The organism is uncultured Algibacter sp. (assembly GCF_963976535.1).
GTDB lineage: Bacteria > Bacteroidota > Bacteroidia > Flavobacteriales > Flavobacteriaceae > Algibacter_B.
This window is the reverse complement of sequence record NZ_CAXBLF010000003.1, coordinates 1-25778: the sequence shown is the minus strand read 5'-3', so window position 1 is coordinate 25778 and position 25778 is coordinate 1. Positions and strand designations below refer to the sequence as shown.

Genomic DNA, 25778 nt, shown 5'->3' with positions numbered 1-25778 from the left:
TTTTTGATGTCAAATATATTTAAAACTAATTATTCTAAATCTAATTCATCAAAATAGTAAAATGTTGTACCTATGTTGTACCTGAGTAAAAAAAACACACCCTTTAGAAACGAAAAAAAGCCGAAGATTCATCTTCGGCTTTTGTACAGGCGGGGAGACTCGAACTCCCACACATTGCTGCATTAGATCCTAAGTCTAACGTGTCTACCAATTCCACCACGCCTGCATTTTTAATAATTTAACACTATAAATTAGGTTAAATCCTAAGTCTAGCGTGTCTACCAATTCCACCACGCCCGCTAAAGGACTGCAAATATAAACAACATTTTTAAATTGCAAACTTTATAGTATCAAAAAACAATCTTTTTTATACTTTTGAATACATCCTAATAAAAACTACTATGAACCACATCAAATCGTATATTTCAGAACACAAAGACAGATTTTTAAACGAATTAATAGAACTCTTAAAAATCCCATCCATAAGTGCCGATTCAGCATACAAAAATGATGTTTTAAAAACAGCAGATGCTATTAAAATTAGTCTAGAAAAAGCAGGTTGCGACACCGTTGAAATTTGTGAAACCGATGGCTACCCGATAGTATACGGCGAAAAAACAATTGATAAAAATCTACCTACTGTTTTAGTTTACGGACATTATGATGTGCAGCCACCAGACCCACTAGATTTATGGCACTCGCCCCCATTTGAGCCTGTTATCAAAAAAACAGAAAAACATCCAGACGGGGCTATTTTTGCTCGTGGTGCCTCTGATGACAAGGGTCAAATGTATATGCACGTAAAAGCTATGGAGTTTATGACTTCAACAAACCAATTACCTTGTAATGTCAAGTTTATGATTGAAGGTGAAGAGGAAGTAGGGAGTGCAAACCTCGCCACATTTGTAAAAAATAATCAAGAGAAATTAAAAAATGATGTCATTTTAATTTCAGATACTGGCATGATAGCTAACGATGTCCCATCAATAACAACAGGACTCAGAGGGTTAAGTTATGTTGAAGTAGAAGTTACTGGTCCCAATCGAGATTTACATTCAGGTTTATATGGCGGAGCCGTAGCCAATCCAATTAATGTACTAACCAAAATGATTGCATCGCTTCATGACGAAAACAATCATATTACCATTCCTGGATTTTATGACAAAGTGGAAGACCTCTCAAAAGATGAGCGCTCCGACATGGCAAAAGCCCCTTTTAGTTTAGAAAATTACAAAAAGGCTTTAGACATTGACGCTGTTTATGGAGAAGAAAGTTACACCACCAATGAAAGAAACTCCATCAGACCCACTCTAGATGTTAATGGTATATGGGGCGGATACACTGGCGAAGGTGCTAAAACCGTTATCGCAAGTAAAGCCTACGCCAAAATATCCATGCGCTTAGTACCGCATCAAGATTGGGAAGAAATAACCCAACTATTCAAAACGCATTTTGAGAACATTGCACCAAAAGGCGTTAGCGTAAAAGTAACACCGCATCACGGAGGTCAAGGCTACGTCACCCCAATAAACAGCATCGGTTATAAAGCTGCAAGTAATGCCTATCAAGACACATTTGGCAAATCCCCTATACCTCAGCGCAGTGGTGGCAGTATCCCTATTGTAGCCCTTTTTGAGCAAGAATTAAAGAGTAAAACCATTTTAATGGGCTTTGGTTTAAATAGCGATGCCATTCATTCACCAAACGAACATTTTGGCGTATGGAACTACCTAAAAGGCATTGAAACCATTCCGTTGTTTTATAAATATTTTACAGAATTATCAAAATAATACCGATTATGTATTCAATACAATCAATAAATTAGAATCGTTTTCATACTATATCGGCATTACACCAAACCATATAATATATTAATAACTTTAATTAGTGTAATTTGGGTGTTACCACAAGGGTCGCGCTTTTCATTATATCTTTTCTTGTGCTAAACTAGTTTCAGTAGCTTATTAAACAAACGGATTTCATTTTAATTACGTTTCAAACTAAAATCTAGTAAGCACAAAAAAAGGATGCCATTACAATCGCTAACACAAGTTAGCAACACACAATGAAAAACCAACACAGCAATCAACTTTTATTACTCACATTTGCCACTATACTAATTAGTACTTCTGGTGCTTTAGGAAAATTTATAGACTTACCAGCTCCCGTAATTATTTGGGGCAGAAGCGCATTAGGTGCTTTATTTCTTTTCATTTTTTGTCGCTACAAAAAGTTGAGTATCAAGATTAAATCCAGTAAAGACTTCCCAACCATTCTTTTAAGCGCCTTATTATTAGGCACACATTGGGTTACTTATTTTTACGCCTTAAAACTATCAAACGTAGCAATCGGTATGCTCTCACTATTTACATTTCCAGTAATTACAGCATTATTAGAACCACTGTTTACAAAAACTAAATTAAATCGGATACATATCCTTTTAGCTTTAATGGTATTGCTAGGAATTTATATTCTTGTACCAGATCTTAATTTTGAAAACACTTACATAAAAGGGATCCTTATCGGGGTTTTTTCCGCTCTGTGTTATGCATTAAGAAACCTTATTTTAAAGCGGCATGTACACAAATATAATGGCACGGTGCTCATGATGCAGCAAGTTTTAATAGTTAGTATCTTTTTACTACCAGTTATGTTTAAAATGGACATTAGCAACATCCAAGCACAAATTCCATACTTAATAATATTAGGGTTAGTAACCACTGCTATCGGGCATTCTTTATTCATTAACAGCTTAAAACATTTCTCGGTAAGTACGGCAAGTATTATTGGAAGTGCTCAACCTATTTTTGGAATAATCATAGCCTTCCTTTTCTTAAATGAAATCCCAACATTAAACACCTTTTTTGGTGGATCTTTAATCATTGCAACCGTAGTTATTGAAAGTATTCGGTCTAGAAATAAATAAACCTTTTTCAACTCTACATTTGTAGAATACAAATATTTGTTCTACATTTGTAGAGAACATTCTAATTTTGTAGAACAATGCAATTATCAAAAACTGAAGAAGAATTAATGAATCACGTCTGGAAGCTCGAAAAAGCTTTTATGAAAGATTTACTCGACGTTTATCCAGAACCTAAACCAGCAAACACTACCGTGGCAACACTATTAAAGCGTATGACCGACAAAGGTTTTATAGATTACAAGCTCTTTGGCAAATCCAGAGAGTACTATCCGTTAGTAAAAAAGAAAGACTATTTTTCTAAACATGTTAATGGGTTAATCAAAAACTTTTTCAATGATAGCGCTTCACAATTTGCATCATTTTTCACAAAAGAAACCAATCTGACCAAAGCAGAGTTGGAAGATTTAAAGACTCTAATTGATAGTGAAATTAAAAACAAACCGCAGTAATCCAATTTATTGAAATTATTCTAGCTTTAAAATCACAAGGTTCAATGAGACCTTTATAAAAAATAAATATTCACGAATTAAATAATTATGCTTTTAATACTGCTAAAATCTAGTGCTTGTTTAGCTGTTTTTATCCTGTTTTATAAACTGTGTTTAGAACAAACAAGCGCACATACTTTTAAACGCTTCTATTTAATAACTGTTATCCTAATATCCATCAGCATCCCTTTTATTGTATTTACAGAATATGTTGAAACAGAATCTTTAAATTTAACTATCACTACAGGTATTGACAATGCAGAAAACACAAATACTCTTGAGAGCAAATCATTTTTAGATTACGCACCCACTGTATTTTGGAGTATTTATGTATTAGGAGTCGTATTGTTTTCGTTTAGGTTTTTCAAAAATCTTTACCAAATATTTCAAAAAATAAAAGCAAACCCTAAGTATAAAAACCAAAACTATATAAATGTTTTACTGAAAGATTTAATACACCCTCACACCTTTTTCAACTACATATTTCTCAATAAAAACAAGTTTGAACACAACCTTATACCTCCAGAAGTTTTATTGCATGAACAAGTTCATGCAAAACAAAAACATGCTATAGATATATTATTTATTGAAGTGCTTCAAATCGCTTTTTGGTTCAATCCGTTGCTTTATTTCATTAAGAAAGATATTAAGCTTAATCACGAATTTTTAGCAGACCAAGCTGTTATAAACAAAGGCGCAAATACAAAACATTATCAACAATTATTATTAGCATTCTCATCTCCCGATAGCTATCGGGATGCCAAAACTAATCCATTGGCTAATGCCATAAATTATTCATTAATCAAAAAACGATTTACAGTCATGAAAACAAAAACATCAAAAACAATTATTTGGTTTCGCAGTCTCATTATTTTACCATTGTTAGCTATTTTAATTTATAGTTTTAGCAGCAAGCAATATATAGAATCTGATGATTTTCCAAACGAAATTATCATTCAAGAAAAAGCGACCCCAAAACAAGTTGAGGAATACAACACGCAAGCAAAAAAATATAATACACAACCAGAAGACAGGCGCATCATTAAACTAAAGGATGTGAAACGTTTGGAGTACTTATACAGCTTAATGAGCGACGAACAAAAGGCTAAATCTCAACCTTTTCCAAATTGCCCGCCTCCACCTCCTGCTCCTCCGAAAGTAAAAAAAGGTGAAACCTCAGATATTCCGCCTCCTCCACCTCCAGTAATGTATCAATTGGTTGACAATTTGAATAATCAATCTAAAGAATTACAAAAAGCATGGAAAGAATTTAAAACTGAAGGCGATAATTATGGAAATGCTGTACAAAATTATTACTCTAACAAAAAAGGAACATTAAAAGCATTAAATGAACAATACAAAGACGTTATGAATTTTTATAATGCCTACCATCAAATTGCAGAAAATGAAAAAATAAATACTGTACCACCTCCGCCACCTCCAGCTCCAAAACCACCGTTAGACCATGTTATTGATATGGCTAAAAAAGGCGCTACATTTTATTACAATGGCAAAAAAGTATCATCAGATAAAGCTATTGAGTTGTTAAAAAACAATAAAAGCCTGAATATCTCTTCAAATACGAACAATGGCGTAAATGTTGTAAAAATTCAAACAGAACCAATAACTAGCTCACATTAAGACGTTTTAAAGTAGAGAAGACCTATAAACTAAAACCTTATAGGTCTTTTTTTTGTTAAAACATGTAACAAACTACACCATTTAGCGTTCTAATAGTCAATCAATCAAAAAACAATCATATTATGTTAAAGCACTTTTTTATAATCTGCTCAGGAGCAGATACTGATATTTTAGAGGATTGTTCTATAGGAGAACAAAACAAATACGCTGGTATTGGAGCTACCGTTTTCTTTACTGCAGTTATGGCTTTTATTGCTGCTAGTTATGCATTATACACGGTTTTCGATAATCTATATTCGGCTATTTTATTCGGGCTCATTTGGGGTTTACTTATTTTTAATTTAGACCGATATATTGTTTCCACCATTAAAAAAACGGGGAACGTTATCGATGAATTAATTCAAGCATCACCTAGAATCGTTTTAGCAGTCATTATTGCAGTTGTTATTTCAAAACCTTTAGAGCTAAAGATTTTCGAAAAAGAAATCAATCAAGTATTATTAGAACAGAAAAACGAATTGACTTTAGCGAATAAAACACAACTTGCAGAACAATTTACACCAAGTATCGCTGCGCTTCAAAATGAAATAACTGATTTACAAAATGAGGTAGACATCAAAGAAAAAGAAGTTAATAATCTTTATAACACCTATATCACTGAAGCAGAAGGAACTGCTGGCACTAAACTTTTAGGAAAAGGCCCCGTTTATAAAGAAAAACGTGAAAAACATGATGCTTTATTGGCAGAATTGCAGCAGTTAAAAATTGATAATAAAGGAAAAATTACTGCTCTTGAAAATGAAATAGTGAAACTTAAAGGAGATTACGATACACAAGTTGCTACTACACAACCCATTATTAATAATTTTGATGGTTTAATGGCGCGGGTTACCGCTTTAGGAAAGCTGCCTTGGTTTCCATCATTTTTTATATTCTTATTGTTTTTAGCCATTGAAACTTCTCCTATTCTTGCTAAACTTTTATCGCCTAAAGGCGCTTATGATTATAAATTGGAGGATCAAGAAACAGCATTAAAAACAAATGTGCTTCAAAATAAAAACCAGCGCGAAGCCCTATTAAAAACAGATTACGCTATTAATGACCGTATTTATAACGATATAGAAAACGAGGAGGAATTATATACCTACAAGCGCAAAAAAGCGAGGGAACTTATGCAATTGCAGGCAGATGCCTTTTATAAACAGCAAAAAAACATATTATAATTAAGCTGCTATTTCTGTTTTAAAATGATCATATAGTTCTTTACAACCAAAACCAATTATAGATAATTTTTTGTTTTTAGCTAATGCTCTTTCATGAAGTTTTGCAATAGCATCAACACCGTATTTATCCATACTTACAATGTCTTGAATACTAATAGTAAGGTTGTTTACTTTTTCAAAAATGTTGTTAAATTCATCATTAAATAAACTCACACTCTTCTTGTTAAGAATACCTTTTACTTTAAAGAAGTTGTTGCAATTTGTAATTTGAAAATCCATAATAAATTGATTTTTAAGGGTTAAACAATACATCTGAGGGAGCGCAATCATTTTGACCACAAGTTAAAAGTAGGAAAGTAATGCCATTTATACACTATTTTTTCGACCAATAGATTTTAACTTTAGATGAAAAAATATTTGATGTCAATTTCATCGACGAGCAACCTTTTTTTAATATAAGATTTTGTTACATTTACGTTTATTAAATCAATTAATAATATAGCAAATCAAAGTTTGCCATACAAATAATTAGGATGGTATGGCTTTTGCTTCTAGATTAATCATACTAAAATTATGATTATAAAAACAATAAACACCTACACATGAAAAAACTAATTGTATTACTCTCCATGGTATGCTTTTTTAGCAGCTATGCTCAATCCAATGATGAAGCCGACATAAAAGCCATCAATAAAGTTTTAAAAAAACAAAGAATTGCTTGGTCTAATAATAACTTGGAAGAATTTATGGAAGGTTATTGGAAGAGTGATTCACTAAAATTTTATGGAAGTAATGGTGTTACTTATGGCTGGGAAAATACTTTAGAACGTTACCAAAAAGCCTACCCTACAAAAGGGCATACAGGAAAACTCAGTTACAAAATTAATGATGTTACAAAAATAAGCGAAGGCGCCTATTTTGTTTTAGGTGAGTATCATCTTAAAAGAGACGTTGGAAATGCTGATGGTATTTTTATGATTATCTTAAAAAAGATTAATGAGGAATGGAAAATTATTGCTGATACATCTTCTTAATTCATGACACCAATAATTAGAATAGCTACTTTAAAAGATTTAACTGTTTTATTAAGGTTTGAACAAGGTGTTATTGAAGCAGAACGCCCTTTTGACCCTACAATAAAGGAATGCGAAATTACATATTACGATATTTCAGAATTAATAACAAGTCCATACTCTGAAGTTTTTGTTGCCGAAATCGAAAATGAAATAGTAGCTTCTGGTTATGTAAAAATTAAATCTGACAGACACTACTTAAAACACGAAAAACAAGGCTATTTAGGATTTATGTATGTTTCTGAAAAGCATAGAGGGAAACAACTGAATAAACATATTATTGATGCTTTATTACAATGGTGTAAATTGCGTAATATTTTCGAAGTAAGGTTGGATGTTTATGACGACAATATTCCGGCCATAAACGCCTACCAAAAAGTTGGTTTTAAAAAGCATATGATTAATATGCGTTTAGATATTGAAAACTTAGATTTATAATCATTATTGTCTGATAAAAGAACCAAGAGCACTTCGCTGATAGAATATAGTTCCGATAGCTATCGGAAAAGACTTGATTTTAACGCATTGATTTTAGTACATGACAAAAATATAAAAGTGTCAGATTGAGCGCAGTCGAAATGCTTTTGAATACGATATTTCCAATGTCTTCGACTGCGCTCAGATTGACATCCGATATATTATCAATTTTTGTCATGTACTCAGCTAATTGATAATCAATTTACAATAGATTTGTCATTTCAGAAAGCTTTTGATTTTTTAATTGTTGTAAAAGTAAGGGGCATATCTGAAAAAAATCTTTTAGCCTATACCCAATCTATCCTTCGGACTATCTTACAAATTTTAATCGGACACTATTGTATTTTTATAATTTGAAATTTGAATATATCGCATAATTTAAAATTTTCTATCTGGATTAAAATGATCTAATTCTAATGACCGTTTTTGTTCCGAAATGATTTCTGACACTAATTTTCCTGTTGCTGTGCCCATACTCCAACCCAACATAGCATGACCTGTAGCAATAGTTAAATTTTTACATTTTGAAGATTTACCAATATACGGCAATCCGTCTGGTGACAAAGGGCGTAAACCACATGCCGCATTATTTTTTTCTTCTGCAGATAAATTAATTTCTGGATAATATCCTTTAGCCGCATCGGCTATAGCTTGAACTCTTACTTTATTTATATTAAGATTAATCCCAGCAATTTCCATAGTACCAGCAAATCGTGTAAAGCCATTCATAGGTGTTACCGCTACTTTTGCCTCACTTAAAATTGCTGGAATTAAAATATTGGTTTGGTTTGTTGTATTTATTCTGTACCCTTTTCCGGCTTGAAGCAATAAATTCAATCCTAATTTTTTATTTAAAAAAGTACTCCAAGATCCTGCTGCTAAAACAAACTCGTCTGCTTTTAAAACTTGTTTACTGGTTATGATTGTTGAAATTTTTTGGTTCTCAACTTCTATGTCTTCAACTTTCTCATTGATATAAAAAATAACACCTTTCTTTTTTAAATGTGTTTTCATTTCCTCCATAAACTCATGTGGTGTGGTATGAGAATCACATTTATAATAAGTCGCTCCTTTTACATTTAACTCAATATTTGGCTCTAACTGCTTTAATTCTTTCAGGTTAATTTCTTTTGCATCTAAACCTTCTTTTTTAGCTAAACGAGCGGTTTTTATTTCATCTTCTAACGCTTTATCGGTTTGGCATAACATGAGTAAACCTTTCTTCTCGTAATGAAATGAAAAGTTTTCATCTCGCTTGATATCCTCATATAAATCTTGACTTAAAAGGGTAATATTTTTAATAGTAGGAATTACTTTTTTAACATGTTTTGAGTTGCACGATTTGTTAAAAGCTAAAGTCCATTTTAAAAAATCTAAATCTAGCCGTGGTTTCATATAAAATGGACTTGACTTATTAAACATCCATTTCAAGCCTTTTTTCATGACGCCTGGCGCAGATAAAGGAATAATATGACTTGGAGATAAGTAACCTGCATTGACATAAGAGGCACCAGAATCGAGATTTGACTGATCTATAACGGTAACTTGATGTCCTTCTTTTTGAAGATAATACGCAGAACATAACCCTATTATTCCACCACCAATAATTATAACTTTTTTTGACATTCAATATAATTTTAAAAGATTATGAAACAAATTTAGGATGATTATATTTTTATAAATCAAATCACCTGAAAACCATGCGCATAAGGATCATCGTCGCTATCAATAATAATAGTATTATATCCAAATATTTTTGCCCAACCCTTAATACTAGGAATAATAGCTGGTTTTCCATCTATAGTCGTTTCTTCTTCAACACGACCAGTAAATTTACTCCCAATATAACTTTCGTGAATAAAATCGGTTCCTTTTTTAAGTTTTCCTTTAGCATGTAATTGTGCTAAAACCGCGGATGTTCCTGTTCCACAAGGACTTCTATCAATGGCTTTATCACTATAAAACACAGCATTTCTTGCGGTTGATGTTGAGTCTAAAGGTTTTCCTGTCCAAAGTAAATGTGTTACATCACGTATGGTGTCATTTTCAGGGTGAATAAACATATTAGTATATTTCTCATTGATTCTATTCCTAATTACTTGAGAATATTGAATGATTTGTCCTGCTGAAAAATCATGCACTCCTGAAAAATTTTGTTGAGGATCTATAATCGCATAGTAATTGCCACCGTAAGACACATCAAAGTTTAGCTCTCCTAATTCTGGACAATCAATAGTTAAATCTTGAGCCGCTAAGAAACTTTTCACGTTAACTAAACGGACCCAATCTACTTTATTTCCTGTTTGTTCATATTCAATTTCTACCAAACCAGCGGGAGCTTCCATTAGTATTTTTCCTGGGGTTTTGGGTGTTATTAATCCTTCTTCAATAGCTATAGTTATGGTGCCTATTGTTCCATGACCACACATGGGTAAACACCCTGATGTTTCAATAAATAATATAGAAAAATCATTTTCTGGGTTGTGTGGTGGATAAAGCATACTACCACTCATCATGTCGTGTCCTCGAGGTTCAAACATTAAACCTGTTCTAATCCAATCATAATTTTTCATGAAATAAAGGCGTTTGTCGTTCATGGTATTTCCATTTAACTGCGGAGCACCTTGCTTTATTACTCGCACAGGATTACCACAAGTATGAGCATCAATACATTCAAATATATGTCTAGACATTCTCCATGCTAAATATTATCATTATGAAATCTTATCAGCAGTTGCATGATTATTTACCAATCTGGAAATCCCTAAAGGGTTTTCGTTTTTAAGCGCATCTGGAAGCAACTCATTTGGCCAATCTTGATAACTAAATGGTCTTACAAATCGCTTAATCGAATCTACACCAACTGCAGTGAATCTTGAATCTGTTGACGCAGGATAGGGACCTCCATGATGCATTGAAGGACAGACCTCAACGCCAGTTGGTACACCGTTAAAAATAATGCGTCCAACTCTATTTTGTAAGGCATTAACAATTTTTGAATGTTTAACAATTTCATTATCATCAGAAATTATTGTTCCCGTAAGTTGGCCTTCTAAATTTGAAATAACGTCTTCTAGTTGTTCTATATTTTGACATTGAACAACTAATGAAAATGGCCCAAATACTTCGTGATGCAATGTTGGATTGTTTAAAAATGTTTCACCTTCAACGGTAGTTACCACTTGTCTTGCAAAATTAGGTTCTACTTCATTTTCATAACCAGCCAATACTTTTAATCCGCTTTGAGCTATTGCATTGGCTTTATTGGTTTCATAAGCGCCTGCAATATTTGGATGCAACATGCATGAAGGTTCAATTTTTACAATTTCTTTAGCTAAAGTATTTACAAAATTGGTTAATCCTTCAGATTTTACACCAATAATCAAGCCTGGATTTGTGCAAAATTGTCCAGAACCTAAAGTAATCGAGCCTGCATACGTTTGAGCAATTGTTTCTGCCCTATTTTTCAGTGCTTTTGGTAACAAAACGACGGGATTAATACTTCCCATTTCTGCGAATACGGGAATTGGTTCTTTACGTTTTGCGGCTAAATCGTATAATGCACGACCACCATTAATACTTCCTGTAAAGCCAACTGCTTTTACTTTTGGATGCAGCACCAAAGCTTGTCCTATTTCAATACCACTACTATTTAAATTTGAAAACACACCATTTGGCATGCCTGTTTTTTCTACTGCTTTTATAACAGCACTAGAAACCATTTCGCCAGTTGCTGCATGCATTGGATGTGACTTTACAATTACGGGACAACCTGCTGCTAAAGCCGCTGCGGTATCGCCACCTGCTGTTGAAAATGCAAAAGGAAAGTTTGATGCTCCAAAAACGACAACGGGGCCTAAAGCAACATTCATCTTTCTTAAGTCCACCTTTGGTAATAGCTGTCTATCTGGTTGTGCCGTATCAATTGAGGCATCTACCCAATTACCTGCCTCTATATGGTTTGCAAAAGCACGTAATTGCCCAAGTGTTCTTCCGCGTTCGCCCATGGCTCTTCCATTTGGAAAGCCACTTTCTGAGGAATATACTTGTAATAATTCGTCGCCCAAAGCTTCAATTTCTTCAGCAATGGTTCTTAGGAATACTGCTTTTTTTTCTCCTGATATTTTAGAATAGGTTCTATACGCTCCGGAAGCTAATTCTGTGGCTTGATTAACCTCATTAGTTGATGCTTCTGTGATTTCCCATTCGTTTTCAATATTCAGCAAAGGATTAAATGTTTTAAACGTTTTGTTTCCTGTTGCTGATAGTTGATTTCCGATGTAATTTTTTCCTGTTATCATAAGCCTCCCTTAATCCCTCCATAGGAGGGAAATATTTAGTTTTATTTGTTATTAATTCTTTCTATATGTTTTTCTATATCAACTTGTTTGTGAACCACTTTTGTTGATACTGGATATTTTTCTAATAATTGCTCTGGACGAATTGGTCTTTTCTCAAATCCTCCTCCGCAATTAGAGCAAACATGCTGTAATACGGCGTTTACACAATTTTCACAAAAGGTACATTCAAAGGTACAAATCATTGCCTCTTGAGAATCAAATGGTAATTTTTTATTACAATGTTCGCATGTTGGTCTTATTTCTAACATGTTGTTATTTTCTTAAACTAACACTAACTAATCCTGATTTAAAACTGCCCTTAGCGGATAGTCCCGTGTTAGGGATTGCAGCGGCATCCTTTTTTATTAAGAAGGTCTGAACTTAGTTTATAACTAATATTAAACAGATAGCCACGTCCTTTGTCCTCGCTATGACGTTAAAAAAGATATAGCGAAAAGCCCGACCGCTTTTTGGAGCGGTAACACCCAAATTAATTATACTAAAGTACTTAGATTTTTATAATCTGGCAATATTGGTCTAACGGCTAAAGCATCTTCGATAATTTTTGTTATGCGAACTCGCTCATCACCTTTTAAGACTAATCTTGGAGCTCTAACAAATTCTGAACCAATATTTGTATGCGTTGCAGCTAGTTTTATATACTGTACTAATTTTGTGTGTATATCTAACTCTAGAAGTGGCATAAACCATCTATAAATAGCAATGGCTTCTTTTATTCTACCAGCTTTTTGAAGCTCGTAAATAGCTACAGTTTCTGCAGGAAAAGCATCTACTAAACCAGCTACCCAACCATCTGCTCCGATAAGTAAACTTTCTAAAGCCAAAGTATCTACTCCACACATAATGGCTAAACGATTGCCAAAACGGTTTTTTATTCGTGCAATATTGGTTGTATCTCTGGTAGATTCTTTAACAGCTTGGATATTAGGACAGCTTTCTAAAAGCGTTTCAAACATATCTAAAGTCACTTCAATTTTATAATCTACTGGATTATTGTAAATCATAATTGGTAATGATGTGCTATTTGCAACGGCTTTAAAGTATTCTACAACTTCTTCGTCGCTTGCTTTGTAACGCATTGGAGGCAGCATCATAAGTCCTTTTGCGCCATCTTCTTCAGCCGTTTTTGCTAAGACGATTGCGGCTGCGGTAGTTTGTTCTGCAATATTCATTAACACTGGAACTTTGCCTTTTACTATTGCAACGGTTTCTCTGGTTAAAATACGTCGTTCTTCATCCGTTAAAGTACTGGCTTCCCCTAAGGTCCCTCCTAACACAATACCATGTACACCTGCATCTAACTGTGCTTGAATGTTTTTTCTAAATAATTGTAAATCCAACTCGTCATTTTCATTGAATTGGGTTGTTACTGCTGGCATGACACCTTTCCATTGAATACTCATAATCTTTAATTTTTGATTTTTGAACTCATTTTAGGTTACACAAAAAGTCCAGATGAATTCTAGTGTAAAATTACACCAGCATTTACATTTTAAAGAATGGTTTATTAATCACAATGAATACTATATTATCCATTTTATGATAAACTACTTAGTATTTGAGTATTATTTGTGTAATTTTGTGTTCATCAGTTTCAAAAGATGATGAAAAATGATTTAATGAGATACTGAAATAAATTCAGCACAAGTGAAAGCTCTACCATTCAAAATTCCCAAACCAGAACAAGATGCGCTTGTTTTTCAAGTTGATTACGGGGCTTCTTTCTATGACAAACTTCATCAACATAAAGAAATTCAGATAAGTCTGATTGTTGAAGGAGAAGGTACACTTCTTGTTGGAGATTCAGTGAACGATTATGCAAAAAATGATGTGCTTATTATTGGCAGTAATATTCCGCACGTTTTTAAAAGTGATCAGTCTGCTTCTAAAAACTTCCATATGATATCCTTATTTTTTACAAGACCTTCTTTTGGCTCAAACTTTTTTGACTTAGAGGAATTAAAAGAAGTACAAGCTTTTTTTAAACGTGCTAAACATGGCTTTAAAGTATCTTCAAAGCTAAAACAGATTAATACTTTGTTTTTTCAACTTGCTGAAGGCACCAAGTTAAATCGCTTTTTAATACTTCTTCAAATTTTAAAAATCACATCGAAGTCCAATTATAATAGCCTATCATCCTTTATTTATGATAAAACGTATTCGGATAATGAAGGACAACGCATGCGGAATGTTTTTGAATATACCATGAATAGCTTTCAAGGCGACATCTCATTAAAGACCATTTCTAACGTCGCTAATATGACAAAAAACGCCTTTTGTAAGTATTTTAAAAAACGCACGAATAAAACCTATGTTCAGTTTTTAAACGAGCTTCGTGTAGAACACGCTTGTAGATTATTACAATCAAATAACGATTTATCTATTATACAAATTGCAGAACGTGTTGGCTTTAATAACATGTCTAATTTCAACAGACAATTTAAAGCCACTAAAAGCTGTAACCCAACTGAATTTAAAAAGATGTCGCATTAAATTTTCTTAACGTATTCTGTAATAATAACGATTTGTTGCGCACCAACTTTACCTTCTATAAACTTATCATTCTCATAATCTACACGAATATTTCGAACCGCAGTACCTTGTTTAGCTACCATACTTGAGCCTTTAACTTTTAGATCTTTTACAAGCACCACATGGTCTCCATTTTCTAAAATAACACCATTAATATCTCTGTGAATAATTTTTTCGCTTTCGTCCTTATCTTCTCCAGTAGCTCTTGCTAAAGCCATAGCCTCGTCATCTAAATACATCATATCTAGTAAGTCTTTCGGCCAGCCTTCGTTACGAAGTCTTTGAAGCATTCTCCAAGCCATAATTTGAACCGCTTTATGTTCACTCCACATACTATCGTTCAAACAACGCCAGTGGTTTGGGTCCATATCTTCATGCTCTTCAATTTGGTCTAAACAGGATTTACAAACCAAAACATCGTTAGATACATTTTCATTTAATGATGGCGGGATGGTGTACTGTTTTAAATCTTCTGTAGAAATACATAATTCACATGTATTATTGCTTCGTTCTTGTAATGTTTGTAAAACGCTCATAACTGTTATTTTGAAGTTCATTTGGTATTACAATGATACAGCTAAATAGGAGGTTCTACAAGTTAAGATTTGTAAGATATCTTTATTGAAACTAGCTTTATGTATTCGAAAATCTATTACATAAACTGGTTTAAACAAGAAAGAGGCTGTCTAAAAAGTTTTTCGTGTTGTCAGTTTGAGCGCAGTCGAAAACGTTATAATATTGATTTCCAATCCATATCGACTGCGCTCAATGTGATAATTTACTCCAAAATTGACTTTTCAGACAGTCTCTTTTTATAGCATTGAAATACTTTTATTTGGTAAGGTCGTGTATAAATGTATATACATAATCGCCATGAACACCCGTAAAATATTTCCCATAAGCTTTTCCTTTTGCTTTATTAGCTTCGGTATCTGGAAATGCTTCTTTCATCAATTCATCATCTCTATCAAACATTTTATCTAAATCTGCCATTGAATCTAAGAAAAACGCTTCAAAATACTCTGTTTTATCTGAACCCCAAGCATGCACATTTGGATAGTATGCTTTTACGTATTGATTTTTTTGAACAATAGCAGCATTGCCTTCCATTCTTAATTTATTAAATTCCTCATTGGTCCCATCTTCAGGAAAAGCAAAATGACTTTTTCTTATGTAGCACACCATATCTTTGGTTGGTTTTTCGGCCATAATTTTAGCACCTGGTATTTTGGCATAAATTTCGTCAGAATGCTCATTAGCAGAATATGAATCTAAATTTTTAAAGAATGCTTTTCTCTTAGCTTCATCGGGCCATCCCTCTTTTATTAATTCACCACTTCGCTCTGCAAACTTGTCCATATCTTCCCAAGATGCAAAGACTTGTACTGAAAGAAACTCCGTATTATCAGGAGTCATATTATGTAGATATGTGGAAGCGCCCATTATGTATTCATTCTTCATTGTCACTTTTTCATGGTACTCTTTTGCAGCAGCTTTCCATTCAGACAGTTTAAAGTCTTCCTTATCCATATTCCAGTGATTGGTAGTCACAGTAATAAATTTTGGCTCTTTAGGAGCATCATCCTGCGCTAAAATTGTAGTGTTACTAAATAACAATAGCGCTAGAACTATTGCTGAAAATAATTGTTTGGTTGTTTTCATAATCTGTTAAAAATTAAAGTTTATAATGGTTAAAATTAAATACTACTTTAAGATTTCGGGCTATTCGATTATGCTATTAATATAATTAAGAGATTATAAATGTACAACAAAAAAAACTGGTTATCAGATAATTTGATTGTCTTAAATTACAATAAAGTTTCTCTTAGTTTTTTAGACATACCTTTTATAACCATATCGTACGAGTGGTCTATTAATGCTTTTATAAATTGTGGCTGTAATTCGCCTTCATGAAGATAAAGTGTGTTCCAGTGTTTTTTGCTCATGTGATAGCCTGGGCGAATGCAGTTATATTCGGCGCGAAGTTCTTCAGAATATTCAGGATCTGCTTTTAAGTTAATGGCTGCTTCTCCGCGTTCCCACCATTTTAAAGAAGCTAGTGCAAACATTTTGCCTAAAACTTTAAAAACGAGGGTGTCTTGATCAAAAGGAAAATCTTCAGTTGTTCCTTTTTTACTTAAACAATATTCTCTAATTTGTTCAATATGCATTACTGAATCTTCTTAGTTTCAGAAGTTCCAATTTCCAAAGTTGAATAATCCAATTTCCAGCCTATAGTTTGGACTATAGTTTCGATAAGTAGAATAGTTTCTAAAGCTTCTTTTTGAGCCGCTTGAATCAAACCACTTTCTGGAATTTTATCCTGAATATGTTGTTTGGCTTCCTTGTGCAAACCTGTTAAATCGTTTGCCTCAAACCTATTAAAGTAACCTTCGGTTTTATCGTAATAATTCAAATTAGTTTCGATTGATAATACTTCGGGCTGCGGAAAATGTTTTAATATAATTTTCTTTTTATCAATATCTGCTTCCAAATCTATTTTAGACAAATCATAGCCAACATGAGCCTTAGCATTTATTACAACAAGTACTTTCTTTCTGCTAGAAAGGAGTTTTAAAAAGCGCTCTTTAACATCTTCATAATGATAAATTTCAGCAAAATCACCTTCAACGGTAATAAACTTACACACCCTTTTTATCTTATCTAAAAGTATGGCAGATTGCGTATTAACAAGCTGTTTTTTCTTAATAGACTTTAATACGGTAACAACGCCTAGCGTTACTAAAATTGCAATAATTACGGCTAAAAAAACTTCCATTTAACTGATAACTTTATATAAAATAGGTTTACTTGGTGATGCATCATTCTCAAATGGCGCTATTTGTAAATTTAAAAAATACTCACCATCTTCTATCTTATTTGACACGTAAATTAATTCGGTAATTGTAGCATCTAATCGTAATTTTCCTTTAGTGTTCCAAAAAGCATTATGCCCAAGTAACTCACCACCATCTTCTTCTTTATCAATACTTGGTAAATCAATTAGCAAATGTTTTACACCTTTACTAACTAAAAACTTCACCGCGTCTTCTTTTAAATAGGTCCAGTTGGTATGTGAATATTGTCTTGATAGTTTATCTCTAGTATTTGGTATTGTTCTTAAAATAATAGCATCCCTCTTTTTGTTTCCCAAGGCAAATTGCAATTGCTTTTTTGAAATAATTTTATCTTCCTTATCATTTTCAGGTGCTACAGTAATAACTTCTGCAAGGAAAAAGAATGTTTTTAAGTTTTGATTAATAGAATGTACTTTTTCAGTAATATGGCCAGCACATTCGGTATGTGTGCCATGAGCATGTGGATTAAAATGAATATTATTAAAATTGACACTAGCACCTTCGCTTACCGCTGCTGTCCACTCACCATCCTTAACAGGTTCTATTTTAGGTTCATCAATGTACCATACATTTACATTTTTTTTTGATGAAATGATTGGCATCGAAATATCTAATGGTTTTGATAAATCTATTTGAAGTTTTCTAGAGTTGTATTGTATTGTTGCAATCAAGATAAATTAATTTTAAAAAGGTTTGAAGCAATACCATCGCTTAAAAATTTGCCTTTTTTTGTAGTTAACAATTTGTCATCTTCAATATACAATAAATGTTCCTTAATATAAATCTCCGATTGTTGTAAAAGCTGTTTTTTATAATTTTCACCAAAATCATCTTTCACTTTTTCAAGAGAAATACCCCAAATAGTTCGTAAACCTGTCATTATATATTCGTTAAATTTATCAGTTTCAGAGAGTGTTTCTGATTCTGAAGGCAATTCGTTTTTTTGAATGGCTTTAATGTACTTTGTATTATTAGACACATTCCAACGCCTTTGGTCACCACTATATGAATGTGCTGAAGGTCCTATACCCAAATACGGCTTCCCTTGCCAATAGGCTGAATTATTTTTGCTAAAATAATTGGGTTTTCCAAAGTTTGAAAGTTCATAATTAACAAAGCCTGAGGCCTCTAATTTATCAACCAGTATATTGAATTGTTCTTGCGCTAAATCGTCATCTACAGCATCAATAATACCTTTTTTTATGAATGTTTCTAAAGCTGTTTTAGGCTCTACAGTTAGCGCGTAACAGGATATATGTAGCACCTTAAATGATAACGCTGTTTCTATATTTTCAATCCATTCGTCATTACTCAGTCCTGGAATGCCATAAATTAAATCAATGGAGATATTATCGAAATGTTGAGTTGCTAGAGTCAAACATTCCAGAGCTTCTTTGCTGTTATGAGCACGATTCATGAGCTTTAAATCACGTTCAAAAAACGATTGAATTCCTATACTGAGTCTATTGATTCCTATGTCTTTATAATTTTCAAAAATAGTTCTCGACTGCGCTCGAACAGCCAATAAATCGTCTGGATTTGCTTCTAGAGTTATTTCTGGGTTTTCAACGACTTTGAAATTTTCATAGACGGTATTAATCAAAAATAGTAATTCGTCGATCGTCAATAAAGAAGGTGTGCCACCGCCAAAATAAATAGTTTCAATGGTTTGATTTTGAAGCTCATTTTTTCTTAGTTCTAACTCATTTGCTAAACATTGAATAAGCTCTTCTTTCTTTTTTAATGAGGTTGAAAAATGAAAATCACAATAGTGACATGCTTGCTTGCAGAATGGTATGTGGATGTAGATGCCAGCCATTTAGTATTCAGTATTCAGTAGCAGTTTGCAGTCAGCTAGAAATTCGATTGATATCTTATAACATGAATTTTTCATACAGAATATTAAACTTACGCTTTTTTGAAATTAGGATTAAATTTTCTTTTAACAATTAATCGTCTTCTGAAAACTAAATAAAATGAATAACCATAGAAACCAAAAACTAGCACTATTAAAAACCAAATCCATTTATCTCTAGAATACTTAAATTTTGTTTGATAAATTTCTAAAATAAATAGAAATAAAAAAATAACTCTCAAATAAATCATGTCACTAATTTAAAAGTGGATTCCTGCGTTCGCAGGAATGACAAAATTACTTCTTAACCCTTCCTTCATTCTGTTTAACAAAAGCATCCCATCCTGAATAACTCTTACCAACAGTAATTTTCCCTGAGTTATAAAAATGGCAAACGGCAGCAGCAAGACCATCCGTAGCATCTAAATTTTTTGGAAGTGTTTTTAATCCTAATAAACTTTGCAGCATTTTAGCAACTTGTTCTTTACTGGCATTTCCGTTTCCAGTAATAGCCATTTTTATTTTTTTAGGAAGATATTCTGTTATAGGTATTTCTCGACTTAAACCCGCTGCCATGGCTACACCTTGCGCTCTGCCTAACTTCAACATACTTTGTACGTTTTTACCAAAAAATGGCGCTTCAATAGCTATTTCATCTGGGTTGTGGGTATCAATCAGTTCTACAGTGCGCTCAAAAATGAGTTTTAGTTTTAAATAATGGTCGCTATATTTTTTTAAATCGAGTTCGTTAAGCTGAACGAATTGCATCGTCTTCCCAACCACCTTTATAATTCCAAAACCCATAATAGTTGTGCCTGGATCAATTCCTAAAATAATTCTTTCTTGCTTCATTAATCTCCACAATAATAACAACCGCTTAGCGAAATAGATGCGCCAAAAGTTATGGTTAATAAATCTCCGTTAAACGACCCAAAACCATCAGAAATAGGATTGAAATCTTTACCAAAGCCAAAAATATATGAGGTATCTAAATAGACGGATAGCTTATCAGAAATACCATAATGAAACTCAATACCGCCCATAGCATTCAAATACGACATTTTATTTTCTCCGTAATTACCTAAAGGTTTTACCATTGAAAATCCTGGACCAGCATGAATAAAAGTTCCCATTTTATTTGAAAAACTTAATATTCTTGAAGTGTCAAATACCAATTGCGCATTGATCCGTGAATAATTCACTTTAAATTCTGGTGAGTTATCTAGATTAGACATTCTATTAAAACCAAAGTCTAATTTTGCTCCAAGATTAGTTTTAAACATGTATTGCAGACCTAGATTAATAGTTGGAAAATTAATTGCATTCGATTCAAAATCACTTACAAAACCATTTGATGATGGACTATTAACCCCTAAAGCAAATTGCGCTTTAATGGTGCTTGTATCGCCTTGAGAAAAACTTGAAAAACCATAAAAAAGGAAAGCTAATGCAAACCAAAATTGGGTATTCAATTTAAAATTCAAGGTCATGTGGTAATATTGATTTAATTTGCAGCACGAATGATGTACTCGCTACCATACAAAACTAAACAATTCTTTTTTGTGCTTATTAAATTAAGCATTGTAGTTGGTGCATTTTATTTTATCTATCAAAAATTAGCAAATAATGACGCTTTAAACTTTTCTGATTTTACTAGCTTTTTACTAAAAAACAACATTTTTTCGACTAAAAACATCTTTTTTTTACTGATTTTAAGCTTTTTTAACTGGTTTTTTGAAATTCTAAAATGGCAACATTTAGTAAGTTTTATCAAAAAAATAAGTTTTAAAAATGCTATGGAGCAAAGTTTGGGCGCATTAACGGTCTCATTATTTACACCAAATAGAATTGGTGAATACGGTGCCAAAGCTATTTATTACACATCAAATTTAAGGAAGCGCATCATGTTAGTTAACTTAATGAGTAACCTGCTACAAATGAGTGTTACAACAATTTTGGGTGTTATCGGGTTACGTTTTTATATACTAGAATACGACCCTGAAATAAATTATTATAAACTGTCACGGTTTTTAGTTTTGGTGTTGTTAACATTACTATTAGTAGGCTTTGGAATAACCAAAAGCAGGTTTACTATTAAAGGGTTTTCATTAGAAAAGGTAAAACGTTTTGTTGTAGAATACCCAAAAAGCAAACTCCTTTTAGGGTTTCTGTTTTCAGTAATTCGGTATCTTATTTTTTCCTTTCAATTTTGTATGTTGTTACAAATATTTCAAGTAAATCTTAGCTATCTAAATGCTATGACCATTATTACATCCATGTATTTATTAGCGTCAATAATTCCAACTATTTTTATTTTTGATGTGATTATAAAAGGAAGTGTTGCGGTATATGTATTTTCGTTAGCTGATGTAAACGAATTGGTTGTGCTCTCTATAATTACTATCATGTGGCTGCTCAACTTTGTAATTCCAAGTCTATTTGGAAGTTACTATGTTCTTGATTTTAACTTCCAAAAAAGTCAAGATAAGATATGATTTTAATTAGCCTCGTTATAACGATTACGTATTTGATATTAATCGGGAGTTTTGTTTTTGGGATTGATAAAATTGCCGTATTTAAACTAGAAGATATCCCTTCGAAAACCAGATTTTCAATAGTGATTCCTTTTAGAAATGAGGCTGAAAATTTACCAGATTTATTAAAGTCTATCGAAACTCTAAACTATCCAAAACATCTTTTTGAAATTATTTTTGTTGATGATGAATCTGAGGATAATTCGGTTGAAATTATCCAGAAAGTTCTCGATACATCCCGATTGCATCAGGACACTCGAACTGACATCAGTATCATTTCAAACAAAAGAAAAACAAATTCCCCAAAAAAAGACGCCATAACCTCAGCAATAAAAAAAGCAAAATACGATTGGATAATTACTACCGACGCTGATTGCCAATTACCTATATTTTGGCTAGATAGTTTTGACGAGTATATTCAAAAAAACAACGCCGTTTGTATCGCCGCTCCTGTAGCTTACCATAATGACAATTCATTTTTAAACCAATTTCAAATACTAGATCTGTTGAGTTTACAAGGTGCAACCATTGGCGGTTTCGGAATCAACAAACCCTTTTTGTGTAATGGTGCTAATTTTGCTTATAAAAAATCAATATTCATTGAAGTAAACGGTTTTGAAGACAACACCAATATTGGCAGTGGAGACGACATTTTTCTACTTGAAAAAATCTCAAAAAAACAGCCTAAATATGTTCATTATTTAAAATGTGAACAGGTTATTATAAACACACAGCCACAACCAAATTGGGCTAATTTAGTGTCACAACGTGTACGTTGGGCAGCAAAAACAAGCACCTATAATAATTGGTTTGGTAAACTTACAGGTTTGGTTGTTTTGTTAATGAACACTTTAATCGTTATTGGTCTAGTACTTTCTATTATTAGCGTTTTAAATTTTAAAATCCTCCTTTATATTTTAGTTATAAAGTTTAATATCGATTTCTTTTTAATCTACAAATCAGCTTCCTTTTTTAATCAAAAAAACATTTTAAAAAATTATATTTTCGGGTTTATTATCTATCCGTTTTTTAGCGTTTACATTGCTTTTATTTCAAGCTTTTCTGGTTATAAATGGAAAGGACGCAACTTCAAAAAGTAAACAAACCTCTAAGCAAAATTTCGAGGCGCTCTTTTTCAAATAATTTCAGTAGTTTTATCTCTTATGGACTTATTCAACAAAACTTCAAACCCAGCCTTTAATAATTACTTTTTTGGCGATAAAAGCACGTCATCAAAAACCATGTCGGTGAGTGGTGTTTTTATAAAATCTATGCTATCCATAGCCCTTATTGTTATCATTTCAATTGGTATGTGGAAGCTTCACGCCAATGGAGCAAGCATTAAATGGTATGCTTTAGGCGGTATGCTAGTCGCTATTATAATAAGTATTATCATTTCTGTTCGTCAACATTGGGCACATATTTTAGTACCACTTTATGCCCTTGCAAAAGGTTTTTTTCTTGGTGGCATGACCGTATATGCGCATGCACAATTTCCTAATTTACCATATCAAGCTATTGGGATAACCGTCGTTACTTTTATCGTTATGTTATTACTCTATCAAATGCGAATTATTGTGGTTACCAAAAAACTACGAAGTGTTATTATCACTGCGGCAACCAGTATTTTTGTGATTTATATTATTTCATGGATTTTAGGCTTCTTCGGCATAAAAGTCTTTATCTGGGGTACTTCATGGCCCGCTATTGCATTCAACATTCTTGCTGCCATTTTTGCTTCATTATCCTTGCTTCTTGACTTTGATTATATAGAGCGTCATAAAAATAAATCGCCTAAGTATAAAGAATGGCTGGCTACTTGGGGGCTTCTAGTAACCTTAGTTTGGTTATATATGGAAGTGTTAAGACTCATGCGGAAATTGGCTATTCGATTTTAAAATTTATAGCACACAACTCTATTCATAAATATCTATCCAAAAGTTTCACAAAGACACACGGAGAACCGCAGAGTCACACAGAGAGATCACAATAAAATAATAAGCATTTGGGTTTTAATTTAAAAAACAAGATTTTAAAAAATAACAAAATCTCTTTGTGAATCTCAGTGAAAACTCAGCGAATCCCAGCGTAACAACCTTTCCTCTGCAATCCCTTACGCACCTGCTCGCCATGGAAATTGCATTAGCAGTCTTATCAAGGCTAATTTACATGAATAACTATAGGAAGTTTAAATTCGATGGTTACTTGCTGTCCGCGTTTTATAGCTGGAAATATTTTTGGCAATGAATCTAGACTATTATTAAGAAACTGCCTAATATTAGGTATTTCTTGAGTAGTAAGCGAATCTATTTTTGCTTGCAACAATAACAACTCCCCTTTTTTGGACACTTGAAAATGCAACATTATAGTATCGTGAATATCTTGAGTGACAACAATCCGTTCTTTTAGTAAATAACTGGTAATATTTTCGGTTATGGTTTGCTGAAAACATAAGGTTTTGTCTTCTTTTGAGGTAGCAGAATCACATATTGTAAAACTGGGGTATTCATCAACGTCATTCCAATTAAAAGTTTGTAATTCTTCCTTTAAAATAGCTTCAGACGATGTTTTTTTTACATTGAAATACTCACACGATGTGAGCAATAAAATGAAAATAAAAACTAAAAGATTCCTCATGGATTTCAACTGAAACCGAAAAATACAATTTTTTTAGATTTTAAATACTCAAAAAAGTAAAAACCGAAGTTTGAGCTTCGGTTTTAAATAGTATTACTGAGTACATGACAAAAATTGATAATATATCGGATGTCAATCTGAGCGCAGTCGAAGACATTGGAAATATCGTATTCAAAAGCATTTCGACTGCGCTCAATGTGACACTTTTATATTTTTGTCATGTACTAAAATAGTATTCATAAAAATAGCAATGCTATTCGATTCATTTACTCTGCAACTTTAAAAACTATAGGTAATGAATAAGGCACAGTTACTTTCTTCCCTTTATGTTCTCCAGGTGTAAACTTTGGCAGTGTTTTAATAACGCGTATAGCTTCAGCTTCTAAATCAGGATGTGGTGCTCTAGAGCGCACATCTACAATATCTCCTTCATTATTTATTTTAAAAATAACATTAATGCGTTGTTTGCCTTTCAATTTAAGGCTATGGGCTAATTTTATGTTGAAATTTTTATTGACATGCATAGCAGTCTTTTTAGACATACAGTCTCTTTGTTCCTCATTGCTCATGCCTTCGCATCCTGGAAAAACTGGAACCTGATCTATAACTCCAAAAGGAATATTTACATACTTTAATACATCAGTAAAAAACGGATCATTAAATCCATCATCACTAGTTAAAATAAGTAAGCCTTTTAGTTCTTTAATTTCTTCATTATTTAAGTTTCCTTGAATCTGAATTTGCTCAAAAACATTAGATATTTTTTTAACTAATTCTGATTCTGATTGCTGAGACGTATAGACTCTTACTTGATCTACCAAGTCTTGATCAAAATTTTCTCCTTTAACAATTTTCAATAGTAAAGTCAGTCCTTTTTCTTCATTCTCATTTAAGTTTCCTTGAACTTGAATTTGATTCTTTACAGATTTAATCTTATTAATTAAAGGTGTTTCTTTTTGTGTTTCTTTAGCAATATTATCAGTGCTGTCTTTAACATTAGTATCTTCAATACATGAGGTATAAACTAACATGCCTAATATTATGGGTATAATTAAAACATATTTAAATAAATTAACTTGTTTTGATTTCGATTTTTGTAACATAATAATTCGTTTTTTGATTAATGATTTTTTGAAAAATGGATTGATGAATGATATGTTTTTAGTCTGAAAA

27 protein-coding genes and 1 tRNA gene are annotated in these 25778 nt (G+C 32.6%); 11 read left to right on the top strand and 17 right to left on the bottom strand.

Going from position 1 to position 25778, the window contains the following annotated elements; translation table 11 throughout:
* Positions 1 to 144: 144 nt before the first annotated feature.
* A tRNA-Leu gene (locus AAC024_RS01860) sits at positions 145 to 226 on the bottom strand.
* 175 nt (positions 227 to 401) lie between these two features.
* Between AAC024_RS01860 and AAC024_RS01855 the strand changes: the two genes are divergently transcribed.
* The 5 genes from AAC024_RS01855 to AAC024_RS01835 all read left to right on the top strand — a co-directional run bounded on the left by AAC024_RS01855 (position 402) and on the right by AAC024_RS01835 (position 6278).
* Entirely contained in the window at positions 402 to 1790 is a 1389-nt protein-coding gene (locus tag AAC024_RS01855; protein ID WP_339893475.1) for a dipeptidase, read from the top strand.
* 275 nt (positions 1791 to 2065) lie between these two features.
* Positions 2066 to 2926, top strand: coding sequence for a DMT family transporter (locus tag AAC024_RS01850; protein ID WP_339893474.1), 861 nt, complete (start codon positions 2066 to 2068; stop codon positions 2924 to 2926).
* A 77-nt stretch (positions 2927 to 3003) separates the two neighbouring features.
* The gene (locus AAC024_RS01845; RefSeq protein ID WP_339893473.1) at positions 3004 to 3375 is read left to right on the top strand and encodes a BlaI/MecI/CopY family transcriptional regulator; all 372 of its coding nucleotides are present in this window, start codon (positions 3004 to 3006) and stop codon (positions 3373 to 3375) included.
* 87 nt (positions 3376 to 3462) lie between these two features.
* Complete coding sequence (locus AAC024_RS01840; RefSeq protein ID WP_339893472.1) at positions 3463 to 5055, top strand: M56 family metallopeptidase; 1593 nt, start codon at positions 3463 to 3465, stop codon at positions 5053 to 5055.
* Between the two features lie 122 nt (positions 5056 to 5177).
* Entirely contained in the window at positions 5178 to 6278 is a 1101-nt protein-coding gene (locus AAC024_RS01835) for a DUF4407 domain-containing protein (protein ID WP_339893471.1), read from the top strand.
* Here AAC024_RS01835 and AAC024_RS01830 read toward each other — a convergent pair whose 3' ends face one another.
* Positions 6279 to 6557: a hypothetical protein gene (locus tag AAC024_RS01830; protein WP_339893470.1), complete on the bottom strand. Its 279-nt coding sequence runs from the start codon at positions 6555 to 6557 to the stop codon at positions 6279 to 6281.
* A gap of 323 nt (positions 6558 to 6880) precedes the next feature.
* Here AAC024_RS01830 and AAC024_RS01825 point away from each other — a divergent pair, with 323 nt between their 5' ends.
* Both AAC024_RS01825 and AAC024_RS01820 read left to right on the top strand, forming a co-directional pair.
* Positions 6881 to 7312, top strand: coding sequence for a nuclear transport factor 2 family protein (locus tag AAC024_RS01825; RefSeq protein ID WP_339893469.1), 432 nt, complete (start codon positions 6881 to 6883; stop codon positions 7310 to 7312).
* Positions 7313 to 7315: 3 nt separating this feature from the next.
* Positions 7316 to 7789, top strand: a complete 474-nt coding sequence (locus tag AAC024_RS01820; RefSeq protein ID WP_339893468.1) for a GNAT family N-acetyltransferase — start codon at positions 7316 to 7318, stop codon at positions 7787 to 7789.
* A gap of 417 nt (positions 7790 to 8206) precedes the next feature.
* On the opposite strand, the gene AAC024_RS01815 is transcribed toward AAC024_RS01820, so the two are convergent.
* The 5 genes from AAC024_RS01815 to AAC024_RS01795 all read right to left on the bottom strand — a co-directional run bounded on the left by AAC024_RS01815 (position 8207) and on the right by AAC024_RS01795 (position 13592).
* Complete coding sequence (locus tag AAC024_RS01815; protein WP_339893467.1) at positions 8207 to 9454, bottom strand: FAD-dependent oxidoreductase; 1248 nt, start codon at positions 9452 to 9454, stop codon at positions 8207 to 8209.
* A 56-nt stretch (positions 9455 to 9510) separates the two neighbouring features.
* Positions 9511 to 10521, bottom strand: a complete 1011-nt coding sequence (locus AAC024_RS01810; protein ID WP_339893466.1) for a 4-hydroxyproline epimerase — start codon at positions 10519 to 10521, stop codon at positions 9511 to 9513.
* Between the two features lie 21 nt (positions 10522 to 10542).
* Positions 10543 to 12129 carry an aldehyde dehydrogenase (NADP(+)) gene (locus AAC024_RS01805; RefSeq protein WP_339893465.1) on the bottom strand — a complete coding sequence of 529 codons (1587 nt, stop codon included), beginning with the start codon at positions 12127 to 12129 and terminating at the stop codon, positions 10543 to 10545.
* 41 nt (positions 12130 to 12170) lie between these two features.
* Entirely contained in the window at positions 12171 to 12437 is a 267-nt protein-coding gene (locus AAC024_RS01800; RefSeq protein ID WP_339893464.1) for a DUF1272 domain-containing protein, read from the bottom strand.
* Positions 12438 to 12662: 225 nt separating this feature from the next.
* The gene (locus AAC024_RS01795) at positions 12663 to 13592 is read right to left on the bottom strand and encodes a dihydrodipicolinate synthase family protein (protein ID WP_339893463.1); all 930 of its coding nucleotides are present in this window, start codon (positions 13590 to 13592) and stop codon (positions 12663 to 12665) included.
* Positions 13593 to 13836: 244 nt separating this feature from the next.
* Between AAC024_RS01795 and AAC024_RS01790 the strand changes: the two genes are divergently transcribed.
* Positions 13837 to 14682 carry a helix-turn-helix transcriptional regulator gene (locus tag AAC024_RS01790; RefSeq protein ID WP_339893462.1) on the top strand — a complete coding sequence of 282 codons (846 nt, stop codon included), beginning with the start codon at positions 13837 to 13839 and terminating at the stop codon, positions 14680 to 14682.
* Here the strand turns inward: AAC024_RS01790 and AAC024_RS01785 are convergent.
* The 8 genes from AAC024_RS01785 to AAC024_RS01750 all read right to left on the bottom strand — a co-directional run bounded on the left by AAC024_RS01785 (position 14679) and on the right by AAC024_RS01750 (position 20924).
* Positions 14679 to 15257: a PhnA domain-containing protein gene (locus AAC024_RS01785; RefSeq protein ID WP_339893461.1), complete on the bottom strand. Its 579-nt coding sequence runs from the start codon at positions 15255 to 15257 to the stop codon at positions 14679 to 14681. The genes AAC024_RS01790 and AAC024_RS01785 overlap by 4 nt on opposite strands.
* A gap of 295 nt (positions 15258 to 15552) precedes the next feature.
* Positions 15553 to 16383: a hypothetical protein gene (locus AAC024_RS01780; RefSeq protein WP_339893460.1), complete on the bottom strand. Its 831-nt coding sequence runs from the start codon at positions 16381 to 16383 to the stop codon at positions 15553 to 15555.
* Between the two features lie 146 nt (positions 16384 to 16529).
* Positions 16530 to 16892: an MmcQ/YjbR family DNA-binding protein gene (locus tag AAC024_RS01775; protein WP_339893459.1), complete on the bottom strand. Its 363-nt coding sequence runs from the start codon at positions 16890 to 16892 to the stop codon at positions 16530 to 16532.
* Entirely contained in the window at positions 16892 to 17500 is a 609-nt protein-coding gene (locus tag AAC024_RS01770) for a DUF4230 domain-containing protein (RefSeq protein ID WP_339893458.1), read from the bottom strand. The genes AAC024_RS01775 and AAC024_RS01770 overlap by 1 nt, the downstream gene beginning before the upstream one ends.
* Positions 17501 to 18250: a cyclase family protein gene (locus tag AAC024_RS01765; protein ID WP_339893457.1), complete on the bottom strand. Its 750-nt coding sequence runs from the start codon at positions 18248 to 18250 to the stop codon at positions 17501 to 17503. It abuts the gene before it with no gap.
* Positions 18247 to 19398 (bottom strand): radical SAM family heme chaperone HemW, encoded by a 1152-nt coding sequence (gene hemW / locus AAC024_RS01760; RefSeq protein WP_339893456.1) that lies wholly within the window; start codon positions 19396 to 19398, stop codon positions 18247 to 18249. The genes AAC024_RS01765 and hemW overlap by 4 nt, the downstream gene beginning before the upstream one ends.
* Before the next feature lie 333 nt (positions 19399 to 19731).
* On the bottom strand, positions 19732 to 20286 hold the full coding sequence (ruvC, locus tag AAC024_RS01755; protein ID WP_339893455.1) for a crossover junction endodeoxyribonuclease RuvC: 555 nt from the start codon (positions 20284 to 20286) through the stop codon (positions 19732 to 19734).
* On the bottom strand, positions 20286 to 20924 hold the full coding sequence (locus AAC024_RS01750) for a cell envelope biogenesis protein OmpA (RefSeq protein ID WP_339893454.1): 639 nt from the start codon (positions 20922 to 20924) through the stop codon (positions 20286 to 20288). Before AAC024_RS01750 ends, ruvC begins: the two co-directional genes overlap by 1 nt.
* Before the next feature lie 30 nt (positions 20925 to 20954).
* On the opposite strand from AAC024_RS01750, the gene AAC024_RS01745 reads away from it, so the two are divergent.
* The 3 genes from AAC024_RS01745 to AAC024_RS01735 all read left to right on the top strand — a co-directional run bounded on the left by AAC024_RS01745 (position 20955) and on the right by AAC024_RS01735 (position 23866).
* Positions 20955 to 21929: a lysylphosphatidylglycerol synthase domain-containing protein gene (locus AAC024_RS01745; protein WP_339893453.1), complete on the top strand. Its 975-nt coding sequence runs from the start codon at positions 20955 to 20957 to the stop codon at positions 21927 to 21929.
* Complete coding sequence (locus AAC024_RS01740) at positions 21926 to 23068, top strand: glycosyltransferase (RefSeq protein WP_339893452.1); 1143 nt, start codon at positions 21926 to 21928, stop codon at positions 23066 to 23068. The genes AAC024_RS01745 and AAC024_RS01740 overlap by 4 nt, the downstream gene beginning before the upstream one ends.
* 63 nt (positions 23069 to 23131) lie before the next feature.
* The gene (locus AAC024_RS01735; protein ID WP_339893451.1) at positions 23132 to 23866 is read left to right on the top strand and encodes a Bax inhibitor-1/YccA family protein; all 735 of its coding nucleotides are present in this window, start codon (positions 23132 to 23134) and stop codon (positions 23864 to 23866) included.
* Between the two features lie 262 nt (positions 23867 to 24128).
* Here the strand turns inward: AAC024_RS01735 and AAC024_RS01730 are convergent, their stop codons facing one another.
* Both AAC024_RS01730 and AAC024_RS01725 read right to left on the bottom strand, forming a co-directional pair.
* Complete coding sequence (locus AAC024_RS01730) at positions 24129 to 24605, bottom strand: hypothetical protein (protein WP_339893450.1); 477 nt, start codon at positions 24603 to 24605, stop codon at positions 24129 to 24131.
* A 266-nt stretch (positions 24606 to 24871) separates the two neighbouring features.
* The coding region (locus AAC024_RS01725) for an energy transducer TonB (protein WP_339893449.1) at positions 24872 to 25778 on the bottom strand (907 nt) is incomplete at its 5' end.